The organism is Dermacoccus sp. PAMC28757, from assembly GCF_014302635.1.
GTDB classification, from domain to species: Bacteria; Actinomycetota; Actinomycetes; order Actinomycetales; family Dermatophilaceae; genus Dermacoccus; species Dermacoccus abyssi.
The window spans coordinates 584,189-596,977 of sequence record NZ_CP060292.1 but is presented as its reverse complement, the minus strand read 5'-3'; the positions used below and the strand labels follow the sequence as shown (position 1 = coordinate 596,977).

Annotated in this window: 11 protein-coding genes; 5 read left to right on the top strand and 6 right to left on the bottom strand. The window is 62.1% G+C overall.

Annotated elements, in window-relative coordinates; translation table 11 throughout:
* Positions 1 to 16 precede the first annotated feature (16 nt).
* Positions 17 to 1,213: a cytochrome P450 gene (locus tag H7F30_RS02870; RefSeq protein WP_187036577.1), complete on the top strand. Its 1,197-nt coding sequence runs from the start codon at positions 17 to 19 to the stop codon at positions 1,211 to 1,213.
* Here H7F30_RS02870 and H7F30_RS02865 read toward each other — a convergent pair.
* Positions 1,195 to 1,545, bottom strand: a complete 351-nt coding sequence (locus tag H7F30_RS02865) for a helix-turn-helix transcriptional regulator (protein ID WP_187036575.1) — start codon at positions 1,543 to 1,545, stop codon at positions 1,195 to 1,197. The two genes, H7F30_RS02870 and H7F30_RS02865, sit on opposite strands and share 19 nt — an antisense overlap.
* A gap of 107 nt (positions 1,546 to 1,652) precedes the next feature.
* Between H7F30_RS02865 and H7F30_RS02860 the strand changes: the two genes are divergently transcribed.
* Entirely contained in the window at positions 1,653 to 2,543 is an 891-nt protein-coding gene (locus H7F30_RS02860) for an AfsA-related hotdog domain-containing protein (protein WP_187036568.1), read from the top strand.
* Between the two features lie 1,645 nt (positions 2,544 to 4,188).
* On the opposite strand, the gene H7F30_RS02855 is transcribed toward H7F30_RS02860, so the two are convergent.
* Positions 4,189 to 6,102, bottom strand: coding sequence for a hypothetical protein (locus H7F30_RS02855; protein WP_147362680.1), 1,914 nt, complete (start codon positions 6,100 to 6,102; stop codon positions 4,189 to 4,191).
* On the bottom strand, positions 6,068 to 7,210 hold the full coding sequence (locus H7F30_RS02850; protein ID WP_147362679.1) for a hypothetical protein: 1,143 nt from the start codon (positions 7,208 to 7,210) through the stop codon (positions 6,068 to 6,070). Before H7F30_RS02850 ends, H7F30_RS02855 begins: the two co-directional genes overlap by 35 nt.
* Positions 7,211 to 9,052: 1,842 nt before the next feature.
* On the opposite strand from H7F30_RS02850, the gene H7F30_RS15055 reads away from it, so the two are divergent.
* Positions 9,053 to 9,346 carry a helix-turn-helix transcriptional regulator gene (locus H7F30_RS15055; RefSeq protein WP_118913996.1) on the top strand — a complete coding sequence of 98 codons (294 nt, stop codon included), beginning with the start codon at positions 9,053 to 9,055 and terminating at the stop codon, positions 9,344 to 9,346.
* Positions 9,347 to 9,625: 279 nt separating this feature from the next.
* Here H7F30_RS15055 and H7F30_RS15050 read toward each other — a convergent pair whose 3' ends face one another.
* Positions 9,626 to 9,817, bottom strand: a complete 192-nt coding sequence (locus H7F30_RS15050) for a helix-turn-helix domain-containing protein (protein ID WP_370563168.1) — start codon at positions 9,815 to 9,817, stop codon at positions 9,626 to 9,628.
* A gap of 159 nt (positions 9,818 to 9,976) precedes the next feature.
* Between H7F30_RS15050 and H7F30_RS02835 the strand changes: the two genes are divergently transcribed.
* Both H7F30_RS02835 and H7F30_RS02830 read left to right on the top strand, forming a co-directional pair.
* The gene (locus H7F30_RS02835; RefSeq protein ID WP_182434755.1) at positions 9,977 to 10,510 is read left to right on the top strand and encodes a hypothetical protein; all 534 of its coding nucleotides are present in this window, start codon (positions 9,977 to 9,979) and stop codon (positions 10,508 to 10,510) included.
* A gap of 9 nt (positions 10,511 to 10,519) precedes the next feature.
* Positions 10,520 to 11,119 carry a hypothetical protein gene (locus H7F30_RS02830; RefSeq protein WP_118913892.1) on the top strand — a complete coding sequence of 200 codons (600 nt, stop codon included), beginning with the start codon at positions 10,520 to 10,522 and terminating at the stop codon, positions 11,117 to 11,119.
* 20 nt (positions 11,120 to 11,139) lie between these two features.
* On the opposite strand, the gene H7F30_RS02825 is transcribed toward H7F30_RS02830, so the two are convergent.
* Positions 11,140 to 11,394, bottom strand: a complete 255-nt coding sequence (locus H7F30_RS02825) for a helix-turn-helix domain-containing protein (protein WP_182434754.1) — start codon at positions 11,392 to 11,394, stop codon at positions 11,140 to 11,142.
* A gap of 296 nt (positions 11,395 to 11,690) precedes the next feature.
* Complete coding sequence (locus H7F30_RS15045) at positions 11,691 to 12,089, bottom strand: maleylpyruvate isomerase N-terminal domain-containing protein (protein ID WP_118913888.1); 399 nt, start codon at positions 12,087 to 12,089, stop codon at positions 11,691 to 11,693.
* Between the last annotated feature and the right edge of the window lie 700 nt (positions 12,090 to 12,789).

Here is a 12,789-nt window from a genome sequence, read left to right as displayed (position 1 = left end):
TGGTTAAGGAGACGCCATGACTGTCAATGTCGCCCAAATCCCCGGACTCGCCCCGCCGTTTTCGGGTCACCAGGCCACCGAGACGTTATCGCCAGGCGGCCTACCACAGATCCAGCTGCCCACTGGTCATCTCGCGACGCACCTCACCAGCTATGCCAACGTGAAGGCGGTGCTCAGCGACCCGTCCTTCCTTCGCGCATGTACGAACACGGACGAGGGGCCGAGCTACCTGCCCACCACGATGCCTCCAGAGATGCTGTTGAATCTCGACGTTCCCGATCACGCTCGATTGAAGGGGCTTGCCAACCGGTTTTACAGTGCTGCCTCGTTTATGCAGTCTCAAGACACGGTTCGCCAAACACTGAGCGAGCTATTCCGACCGGGCTCGAACACGGATCTGATGAGCGAGGTGTTAGTACCTCTCACGGTGACCGTCAACTGCTCGGTGCTCGGCCTCGATCCGGATGAGATCCCGGCATTTCATCAGCATGCCGTTGAGATGCAGATGGCTGCAAGCGACGACGTCGATTCTCTAAAGGCCCACTTTGCGGAGCTGTATGCCTACATTGAGGGACTTGTTACCAGCCGACGTGTCCGCGGCGATGGACTCATTGCCTGTCTACTCGACGCGGGGGGCAACCTCGACGACGCTCTCACCCCTGCGGAGGCGAGCGCGATTTTGCTCGGATCCATTGTGGGGGGTGATCAAAACGTGTTGAGCACCCTGAGTAAGGTCATGTTCGTTCTGTTAGCAGAATCTGAGTTGTGGGCCACGCTGACGGACGACCCCGAGCGAATCCCCGCTGCGGTCGAAGAGCTGATCAGGGTTTTGCCCTTAGGCACGATCTCGACGTTCCCGCGGGTAGCTGGCGAGGATATTCGCCTTCCCAGCGGGTCTAGCATCACTCGTGGTGAAGTGGTTGTCGCCGACGTTCATGAGGCGAACATGGATGCCCGTGTCTTTCCCGATCCGCAGGTCATTGACTTCAACCGTTCCGGTCCCCGCCACCTTCAGTTCGGCTACGGCATGCACCATTGCATGGGATCCGCTCTCGCGCGTATGGAGATCACGCAAACCGTGGACTACTTGGCTAGGAACGTGCCTGACTTGCGCCTGGCATGTCCGGCTGAGGCTATCCAGTGGGAAACCGGCGTGTTGATTCACAGGCCCACCACATTGCCAGTCGCTCAGGGTCAGGAGTTGGTCGCTTGACTCATGTTGGCACCATCCTGGCGGTGCGCCCTCGTAATTGCCTCCAAGAGGCCAGGGAAGACCGCCTCGATTTCCCTGCGGCGAAGGCGCGTCATTCGACCATTACCCACATCACGCTGCCAGATCAACCCTGCCTGACGCAGCACCTTGAAGTGGTGAGTGCGGTTCGACGCCGACCAGGGGAGGCCGAACACAGTGCAGAACTGCTCGGTCCCCTCAGGCTCATGACACAGCTGCACGATCACGCGCCGGCGGTTGGGGTCAGCGAGCGCAGCCAGTACGGCACTCAGGTCGAACTCGTCGACGCTTGGGTGGCCCTGGCTATCGGGCATGGACGGCCCCTCCTGGTCTCGACTCGAGAAGAACAACGAACGCGGACAGGTCACTCACAGACAGTCTAGGCGGCCAGCCCCTAGACCAAACCGAGAGGAACGGCACGATGAGCACAACATCAGAACTGGAAGCGACTGCGCCCAAGGTCAGTCTGGAGCAAGAAGACGGTTTGTGCTTCCACCACAATATCCCGCGGGGCATGGTGCACCGAGCTGCCATCTCCGAGGTGTTCCTGACAGACTCCCACCGCACGCCGACGGGGGTCGCGGTTGCCGCGCAGCTTCCCAGGAATCACGCCTACTTCAGTGATCACCGGGGGACAGCGACGAACTACGACTCCCTACTGCTGGTTGAGGTGTTTCGTCAGGTGGCTATTTACTACGCCCACGAATATCGCGGCGTGTCGACGGATCGAAAGTTCGTCTTCTCAGCTGCGGAGTATGGGATCCTAGAACCCGCCTCCCTTCGCATTGGGAGCGCTCCGGGTCACTGCGTCGTCATGGCTGAGCCCGTCCAAGAGAAGACGCGAGGCGACGAGCTCGTTGGTCTCACCCTGCAGATGACGGCCTTCGTCGACGGTGTCGAGGCCGCCCGTGAGACGATGCAGTACCAATGGATGCCGAAAGATGCATGGGCCAAGGTCCGTAGCCGCACCCGTACGGCCCTCGGACTTCCTGAAACCTATGCTCTGCCGGCTCCGTCACTGCGGGCGCGTCTGCGCCCGGAAGCTGTCGGCCGAACCAATCCCCGAAACTCGATCCTGGCTGAACCTGCCTATGACGAACGTGGCCGGTTCGTTGCCTTGGCGCTCGTCGACACCGACCATCCGTCCCTGTTCGACCACGCACTGGACCACGTTCCGGGGATGCTGCAGCAAGGCGTGGAATTGGACCACTCATCACAAGGCCGATATCGCTTGGACGGCCGCCGGTTTCGTTCCGGGCGTCGGGGGTGTCACCTGGGCGTATCGTGGCTATCGCTTGTACAAAGGCGTTAGGGCAGTGGAAGCTGGCGTGAGGGCCGAGAAAACTCTGCGGTCTACTCGTGGTACATCCCGCTTGGCCGGTAGATTCTGGACGGGGCGTGCGACGAAATCAAGGACTAACTGGGGTGGGAGAATGTATCGCGGAAAGAGAACGTATAGGGCAACTAGCCATAAGAGCAATAAGAGATATAGTGGAAACTATTCGAACTTCAATCATGGGAAGACGAACATTCACGTTAAGATTAAGAGGTCTTGGTTTGATGGCGTCTGGAAGATGTTTGGCTGGTGACGAAATTTCCAAGAATATTTTCAGGACTCGTGGAAAGGGAGGAGGCGTTCTTCGCGCTCTATCCAACATTCAAGAATCATCCTCGTGCGTTTGACGTTATTGACGGGTTTATTTTAGAGTATTCCTTAAAGTCCGTCGAAGGCGAAGGAGGTTTGTCGCGGGCGTTTGGAGAATTTCACTTGACCGAGTCTGAGTATCCTGCCGCAGCGAAGGACTTCAGTCTGACTGAAATATCTTCGGATGCAATAAAAAGTAGAGTGCTAGTTGAACATTTCGATCACCTTCGATAGTTAGCTATTCACGATTTTTCTTGCCGTGCAACCCCTTCTCGTCAGGGTCATGTTGGTGTGCTGCGAGGTTCTTGGAGGCCGCAAGAGATGCTGGCTAGATCCGCGCGAAAGCGAGGTCCGCAAGCTCCCCCGGGAGCGGACTTCCATCGCGTGGAACAAGCAGGCGTGCGTCCTGCGCGTCGTCGGCATGACGATTTCGGTCGGAATATGGTTACGTCACAGCCGGGAGTCTGGCGTCGGCAGTGACTCGTTTTTGCGGCTCCTCCAGCGTCGATTAGCTGGCAGAGCTGTCGGCGGGCGTAGAGGTCGCCGTAATCGAGTTGGGTCTCATGGCGGACCACGCCGGAACGACCATGGCTGAGCCGCGTGAGACAGCGCTGCGCTACGCAGAAGGCTGTGAGGTCGAGGGTGCGTTCCCGCAGATGCGTGAACCGCGCCTTGATCATTTGCTCCTCTGGGCCCATCTCGCCTCGCTAGGTGGCTAGCGTGAGGGCCGTTGTATCAAATGAAACTCCGTCGTTGTGCCAAGACGTCTCCGGCCCACTGGAGGGCTCTTACCGCGCTAGACGACACGCCGTAGGTAGCTGGTGGTCATCTACGGGGCAGCACCACCCTAAGTGACGCCGAGCAGCCTAGTGCGCTGCCTCAGGCGCACACCCCACGCGCAGGGCCGTGTGGCCGGGCCGCCACACCTAGCTCCCTGCCGCAACGGCCGACACATGCGAAACGTCCTGTGTCGTAACCGGTTACGGGAAGTGTGCAAAACTCGACCCGCCTAGTGTGCAACCTCGCTTCAGCCCCGCTTGAACGGTGTTGGGTTCCAATCGAATTCGCAATTTGTGAACTACCCACGCGGGGTAGTTCACGAAATAGGTGGGCTTGAGTTCACGAATCCCGGTTTGAGAGAGATCTCGGACCGGGATTCGTGCTTTTCGGGGGTATGTGGAGCGTCGTTGAGGGGGTGGGGGTGGCTTGGGTTGGCACCTGAGTCATGGTTGGGGCGCACGTGGCGTTTTGTGGCATGAATATGGCCCCAGTCCGGGTGTTTCCGGGCTGGGGCCATTGCTGGCTGTGCGTGTCAGCTGCGTGTGGGGCGTGTTCGGTTTGTCTTGGGCTCAAGCGGAGGCTCGCTGCTTGGCTGCGGCCCGGCTCGGGGTGGTTGGTCGTCGTTGAAGACGGTCAGTTCGCCCGCTGGCTGGGGCTCGACTGGGGTGCCTGCGGGTGGGAGCTGCTCGGGTTTGCCGTCGTCGTGGTTGTAGCAGGTGCGTAGGACGGCGATGTTGGTCGCTGCGACGATGAATCCCAGCATGATGGTGTTCTTCGCGAGTCCGAACACGCGCGCACTGTGGCGTTGCAGGCTCATGTGGTGTTTCTTCACGGAGGCGTTGAAGGATTCGGACATGTTGCGGGCGCCGTAGGCCTCGTGCCAGCGGCTGGTGCCGAATAGTTCGGGCTGGCGGTGCTTGGCGCGAGGGTCGGCTGCCTTGACGGTGATCGTGGCCCCGCAAGCACACTTCGTGCCCGCGTCGCAGTTAGTCAGTGGCTTGTGCTCTGCCCAACGCATGGAGCGGGGGTGGTTGGGGCAGCGGACCTTGCCCGTGAGGACGGGGCCACGGTAGCGCTGGTCCCCATCTGTTGCCTTTCCCTCGCCGTTCTCATCGCGTGGGCTCAACTTGGCTGGTCCGTTGGCGGAGAACGCGTAGGCACGGCGTTCGTCGTAGTCGCGCGCCGCGGCCGCCTTCTCCTCTTTGGTAGCGCCTAGGCCCGGGCGGCGAAGTTCTTTCAGGCGTTTGGGCATGTTCGCGATATACGGGTGGCCGTCGAGAAAGATGATGCCCGGCTTGTCAGCGGGGGCGAGACGGGTCTCTTTTTCGCCAAGGTCGTGGTGCTGGACGATGCCCTGCTTGCTCAGTTGGAGCGCCCAGTTCTCGTGTTTGGCCATGGAGTAGCCACGATCCACGCACACGGCCGCGATCCTGTGACCGTCTTCTTCGAATGTTCGGTTCAGACGCTCGATCAGGTTAAGTCCGGCCCTGGCCTTCGATGAGCCAGCAGGCGCGACTTCGATCCCGTAGGCGAGTGCTGCCCGTGCGTCTGAGCCTTTGACGGGCGTCGAGGTCGCGATGTGGAGGTCATAGCCGAGGAACGTGTCCTTGCCTTTCATTTGTTTGCCCGAGCGGTAGCCATCCCTAGCGTCCTCGTCGAGTGAGTGCACGAGCCGCTTGTCGGCACCGACGTAGGGAAAGGCGCGCACCTGTGCGCCTCGGGTCCGGTGGCGCGAGCGGCGCATGACCTTGCCGTCGACAACTTCCGTTGGTGTCTCTTTGTCGGAGTCGCCAGCGATGGCCTCGCCGGCCAGTCCGAGGACGTTCAGGCTGGCGCGGGAGCGGCGCGCAGCATCGGTTTCGAAGTCGGTCGAATCCATCGCGATCGTGTCTGACAAGACCATCCCTGGGGGGTGGGTGGCACGGATCAGAGAATTGGCGATGTCGTGTTCTGTGAGGGTGAGTCGAGGTGGCCGGACCTGTCCTGTTTTCACGTTCACGGATGGACGGCACGCTTTGATGATGGTTTCGAGCCCTGACTCCACGTGGGCGTAGGTGATGTCGAGGCCTCGCAGCCCCAGCTGCCACCGTTGCGTGGGCGTAAGTCCGTTAATGACGGCTAGCGCTCCTGTCATGTGAGCTTGGCCGCGTGAGTGCATGACCGCCAATGCGATTGCGGTGAACCACGCTTCCCAGGGAAGGTAGCGTCGGGGGCCGGGGCGGTGACCATCGAGCTCCGTCGCGACGATCTTGACCGTTTCCATTCGACGGACGGCGGCCAGGGCGCGATCAAAGTCCCACGAACCCGTCTGGACAGCGGTCGCCGGTGCCATCCCGTGTTCTTCATCGGTGATGACTATGGCGGTAAGCCCGTCTGTTCGGCTCGCCCTGCTCGTGTTGGTCATCGTGATGTCAGCCGATCTGTCCATCAGGCTGCGAGCCGCCACGGCGGGACCTCATCCCGGCGGCCAGTGGCATCCATGCGTCGTGCTGTGAGCGCACCGGAACGTACGCGAGGTAGTTCGAGACTGCGGAACTGTGGTGGAGGCCAGCCATCGCTGCGAACTCCGCGATGGTGACCTCGCCCGAGAGACACTTCACGGCCCACGTGGTCCGCAAACGCATCCACGTCAGAGGCGGCAAGGAAGCGGGCAGGGCGAATGTGCTCAGGTCTTTCCAACCGCGCGACACGCTAGGCGCCGTGCTCGATCCGCCAAGAAGGCGCCCGACGGGGCGGGCCCGGCACAGGAGTCGCAAGGAGTCCGAAACGTCGCGCCGTACCGGCACGAGCCTGTCCACCAGCGCCAAGACGAGGAGATTGTCATGCAGCGGATGCTCCAGGACCTGCTCGCCGCGTAGTTCGAGCATCTCCGTCGGTCGCAAACCCGCGCCGAGCCCAAGGGTCAGGACACTCGTGAGAATCTCGCGCCTGCGCGCTGTGGATTGTGCGCCGGCAGCCGCCCAGAAGCCTTTCAATTCACCCGACGTGTAAGGCGGACAGGCCGTGGGGTGCTCGCGAAGGTTGGGTCCCGGGTGTGCCCACCCCGCTCGGGTCGTCGCCGCGCGCCCGACGCTGCTGAGTTCACTCCGCACTTCTCGTCGGGAACGATCCGATCGTGTTCCGCGCAAGGACGCGACGTACTGCTCGACCCGGGCGGGCGTGAAGATCAGCTCCGCTGAGAGAGGCACGTCGAGCCGCAAACACCACAACGAGAACGCCGTGACCACCTTCAAGCGCTTCTGAGTTGTCGTAGGCCCGTTCGTGATGGCGAGCCGAACACTCTCACGAACGAGGCTTTCAATGCGCTTCCACTCGCCGGCCGTGCAGGTTCTCCGAGTCGGCTCGTACGCGGCGATGACCTCTGCGCTGGTGTGACAGACCACGCCACCAACTGCGATGGGCTTCGGCCGGTCCGGGTGAAACAACAACTCCGGTGCTACCTGGGACCGGACACGTGCGACCTCGTTGTGAAATGCCGTCACCCGGTCGTCAGGTGTGCCGCTGAAGCAGTGGGGGGTTTCAGTGCTGAGAGTTTTTGGGTGTACTGAATTCATCAGCCGCGTCCTTTCGCTGAGCGGTTGATCGTGGTGGCCGCTGTTGCAGCAGCGAGCCGCTATATGTCGGTCCCGGCGTCGCGGGGCGTGAGTGTCGTGGTGTGACGCTCGCGCCTCGCCCGGGATGGGTGCCGTGTCTGCTCGGCGCCGGCATGCCGTCTGGTGTCTGTCACCTCCCTCGCATGTCTGATTTCTGCTGGTGTGTGGTTCAGGACCTACGTGTTGCGCGGTCAGGCCCCGATCTGGAACGCGTTGTCGGCGGCTCAGGGGTCTGAGGCTGTCCGTGCATCGCGCTGGTCTTTCGACCTGAATCAAGCCAAACAGCGAAGTGACGACTGCGGCAGGGGGGTTTTCGCCGCTGTCCGCTTCGTCCTCCGACCGGTGTGAAAACGCGAGATACACCCGCCATCTAGGGGAAAATGGCGGGTGTATCGCGGTATTTGTGTTGCTGGTTTGCTGTGGACTGCACGCAATGCGGCCCGCCAAGTGTGGCCTCCGGTAAGGGGTGGGGGAAGGCCCAAGGTGTGTCATGTTCATGAGGTCCTGGGTGCGTGTGCGCTCACACCTTCCCGGCGCGCGGAAGGGTGGTTTTGCTCACAGGGCGGCTGGCCTGACGCGATCGACATCCACTCGAGATCGGTGCGAACACGAACGTGGGGGAGGTAAAGCTCAAGGGACTTGGCACTAGTCGTTCCGGCCATTTGAAGAAATTCAGCGATTGTGACGCCCTCCGACAGAACGGCGGTTGCCCAGGTCGTTCGCAGTCGCGAAAGGGATAGCTGCGGCACACCACGCGGGATGTCGAGGTGGCGTCGCAGTGCGTGACTGCGGTGTTTCACCGCCGCGGCCTCCGACACCCGTTCTCCCAATAGGGGCCCCTCGGGCTGTGATGCGCACAACTCCTCAAGCACTGCGGTGACGTCCTGGCGAACGGGTACGAGACGGTCCGGCAACACGATGACCCACAACCGGGGGTTGACAGGATGTCGGAGAACATGCTTGGCGGCCACCACCGCGACTTCGCCACTGAGCAGGCCGGCTCCCAGCCCCGCGACTAGCAGCGTCCGAAAGTATCGACGAGCTCTCGCGTTGCGCTGTGCTTCTGCTACCTCGAAGAGTGCTTGCGTCTCGTCTGCGGTGTAGGGGAGAGCGAGGTAGGCGTTTCTTCGTAGCGGGGTCACGGGACGTGACCAGGCCGCCTTCGTCGTGCAGGCGATGCCTATGGTTCTCAACGCGCCCCGGATAGATCCGACGCTTCGATCAGCGCGACCGCTGAGTACGCCGATTGCATACGTTTCGACTCGTTCTGGCGTGAACACTCTTTCCGGGGCCAAGGGCACATCCTGTGCATGGCACCAAGCGACGAAGGATGTCGCGTAGGACATTCGTGTTCGGGCTGTCGCCGGCGAAGTACAAGGCGCCTGACTCACACACTGGCGAACGAATGCGCCGATCTCCGCCCACAGTTCCCGCGAGACTTCGTGTTGCGGTCCCGGGACGTAGGCCGCGTACACCTCAGCAGAGGTCCTACACGTCACCCCACCCGCTCTCACAGGAGGGGGCTGGGTGGAGGAGCGCCATCTGGGATCGATGCGCTGCTCTGCGCGAACCCGCTCGACGGCCTGGTCAAACTCAAATCTTGTCGGAGTTCCGTCTGGCGACACGTCAGTCTCCTAGTGCTTTGGCTGGTCCGCTTCCTGCCTCTATCCCTGCGTCGACGAAGGTGGTTGCACCGGAGTGCGCCCGCGATGGTTGACACGACATATCGGGGATACTAATCTCCAAACTGTGCCGCATGCCAGCCCTCAGATCAGAAGCTCGGCCTCGGGATACCATCAGGCCATGCCCCGCTATAGCCGACCTCAGCCGTGGGAGCTGTCGGCGAATTGGCCGGACGTTGCGGCAAGTGATTCCGCTGGGGAAGTGGCACGTCTCTTGGCCGTGAACCTCAGGAAAGCGATGGGCGGGCGTAGTGCACGTGCGGTCGCCGCCGAGACGGGCGTTGACCACACCCTTATCGGCAAGGTGTTGAACGGCAAGACGTGGGCCGACCTCGCCACCATCGCCCGCCTGGAGGACGCCCTTGGGGTTGATCTCTGGCCTCGACGAACTGACCGATCCAACTCGGTCAGCTAGGGGTAGTGCGCCAAACCCTGCCCTCAAGCGCGGCGCTTGGATGATCGCTTCGCTGAAGGTGGCCAGTCGGTGCCGTCGAGGCAAGGTCGGCCCCTCCATTGGAGGTCATGACGGCGAGGTCGACGCATGAGAACGCGGTCCGGTGTTGACTGTTGGACACCCCAATTAGACGTCGCCCTGTGGTGACACCCCTAGACCGCAGTTCGGGTCATTCGACGTGGGGTCAGTAGTTCGAAGTGCAAACTGGCCGCCCACCGCGGGGTGCTCAGCCGGAGTTGGTCACTTGAGAAGATCGGAGGGTTGGACGACAAGAGCAGTCGCAAGGTCTTCCAACCGCTCGAAGAGTAGGCCCCTGCGGCCGTGCTCGACTTCAATGAGTTGATTGCGGCTCAGACCGCATTCGAGCGCCAGAGCCTCCTGGGTCAAGCCTGCCCGTACGCGTTGTGCGCGGATGTTCGCGCCTACTCGCATGCGGCTGGCTTGCCACCGTTCCTGCTGCTCAGGCGTTGCGGCGGAACGGCGTGCGGGCATGCACCTGATGTCACGCTAGAAGGGCGCGAATGTCTGCCCTACTAGTTGGGCATTTCGGTAGGGTGGGATCTGCCTAACCATCGACCGGAGGCCTTGGCCATGAATGCCCACCCAACACGCACCGTCGCTACCTGCCTGGTGGCCCTTGCATCGCTCACTGCCTGCGGGGGTGGCAGCGGTGCGGGTGATAAGGCCTCGTCCTCGTCCTCGTCGCCGGCGGTGAAGGTGAGCTTCGCTGAGGCGATTAAGTCGGAGCAGGCCGCGACCGAGGCGTGCCGTGCCTTGGTCGGGGATGGGATGAAGCAGGCGCGGTGGTTGACCCATGTCTCGACCGATGGTGGAACCAAGGTTGATGGGACCATTGGGCAAGCCACCCGGGGGCCGTCTTTCACGTGCACGGTCACCGACAAGAAGGGCGAGTTTGCTGGGGACGGGTTCACTGTCGTGACTGGCCGGGAGAACTTCGACTACGAAGCACGCCAGGATATTGAGAGTGCTTCTGAGCCGGATCGCGCGGCTTCAGCTTGGAACGAGCGCGCTGGGCTCGGGGTGCTCGCCGACGCGGTCCGGACCGGCAAGAACCAGGCTGCCGTGCGTGACTTGCAGTCGGTGATCGATCAGGTCGGGAAGTAGCTTGTGAGCATGGTGCGAGACCTTGTCACTTACGAGATCTACAAGGGGTTTCACCGCGCCGCGAATCGTATGCTCACGAACTTGCACAAGCGCCACGACGGGCCCTCCGGGCAGAGTCCGCCCGACGCTGATCGGGCTCGTGTCGGCATCGAGGTGGCCCTGTGTGAGATCGCCGGTTCTCTCGACGCGGCTGTTCTGTACGAGAGGGCCTGTTCGTTGGAAGCCCTCCTCGTGCCGCGCGGGTGGGTCACCCACTGGCGAAACGTGTTGAGCGAGACGTACAGCCCTTTCGTGGTCTTCGCGTGGCACCCCTCGTCTCCGGATGACGAGACGTCGCCCACAATGATCGCCCTGGTCACGAACCGCGACGGCTTGGGGAACCCCGCGCTGCTTGTGACTTTGGCGGACCGTCAAGACGCGCCCCGTTTCCACCGACGCCTGTCCAGTGCCGAGGTCGAGGAACTGGACCCGTTGCTCGATGAGCTCGAGGCCTACCAGGCGCCGCCGCGCCCTGCCGGTGTGCCGCAAGGATTCCAAGGCGGCGGACCGCTTCTTTTCACGACAGCACGGTTCATGGACGACGTCCATCCACCACAGAGTGTCGGGTAGCGAAGCTCAGCGGGAGCAGGTCAGGCGTGAGCGTCAATGATCGCGTCGAGATCGATCGCGTGAATGTTGTCCTCCGGTGCTGTGGACGGCAGCGCGGTGGCATGGACGTTGAGCACGGCGAGGACTTGCGCGAGTGCTGCGCGGTCGTGACCGTGTTCGAGTCGGGCGACGAATTGCTCGTCGACGTTCGCGCGACGGCCGAGTTCGGTGTGGGTCCACCCCTGCGCAGTGCGTTCTTCACGCACGACGTGCGCCACAGCCTCAGGCGTGGTCATGTGCCGATTCTTCAAGGTATTCATACGTGGAGTTGTTCCCTCCAGGTCGCGTCCAAGAACTCACGATTATCCCCAAGGATCTATACGCCAGCCCACGGCGGACTCGGCCCGGCCAGTCAGCCAGGCGAGCACTTCGGCGCGTTGCTCGGTGCCGCTGATCCGTTCCGTCAACGTTTGAGCCACCACTCCCATTTCCCAGTCGACATATTCCGTTGGCCACGAGACCGGCGTCAGGCCAATGTCCAAGTCCACGCCATGCATCAAGATTTCACGCAGTCGGTGTGCAGGACAGGCGGTCACTGGGTAGCTTCCGCCTCCCATGTACTGCCCGTTAGGCCAGCCGTTTGCCTCCGCTTCCCGAAGGCGGTCGCCAAGACGTGAAAGGAACGTTCTGCGTCGGCAAGCAGATCTGTGCGCGACTGTCGAACGCTGACTTCGATCTCCTTCGTGCGTTGTCCCTCACCACCGGGGTACTTGGGCTCGTCGATACCTCGTAACGCTCCGTGGACCCGCCGCGCAGTCGCATCTGCATTGCGCGCCAAATGTGCGACGACGTGAGCCCGTGACCAACCTGGCAGCGCTGAAGGCCGGCGCAACTCTGCCTCGCCGAGCCTCAGGATAAGCCGCAGCAAAAGCTCCTGGTGCTCGAAGCAGAGACGCGTTGCAGTGCGCGTTCCTAATTCAAGGTCGCTCATGTGCTCATCTTCTCTCGGCTGGAAGAGAAACCCAGGGCGCTTCACGTCGAACCGGCCATTGGGGCGGGTAGCTGAGGGATGCTGCCGTGGGGTAGGGACGCGCGGTGCTCGTGCGGCCTCACCCGATGGAAATGGAGATTGAGCGGATGCTGTTGCCTCATGAGTTGGCTCGTTCCGTGGAGGGTCTGTCGCGCGTTGTGAGCGACTTCGGGGACGAACGGGACCCGTCAGGACGCGCTGAAAGCGCTTTCAGCGGTTCGAGGGGGTCGCCTGGAAGTGGACGAGTGGTTACGCCTGATGGAGCGCGCAAGCGACCTACCTTGACCGCGAAAACAGGCCACAACGCCACCCACGCGCCGCGCCCAAATACCTGCCACAGGCCGCGCGCTGGTCCTCCGAACGTGACGCGCAGTCGCGGCCCAACGCGTACGGCCAGGGCCAACCCTGAAGGCGGTTGTCACCACCGCCGTCTAGCGTCATTCGAGAAGGGAAAGGGGGTCCATATGACGAGCGAGGCAAAGCCGCAGCGCACGATCATTGATCCGGTGGCGACGCATGACTCGATGTTTGAGGGGGCTGCAGCACTCCCATTCTTCTGGCAGGCCGATCGCCGGTCATCTATCCGACGCTGTAGCCAATGCCGGGTTGGACTTTGCGCTTCCCACACATCTGATCCCGTATCCCCTGAAACTATCGGTCC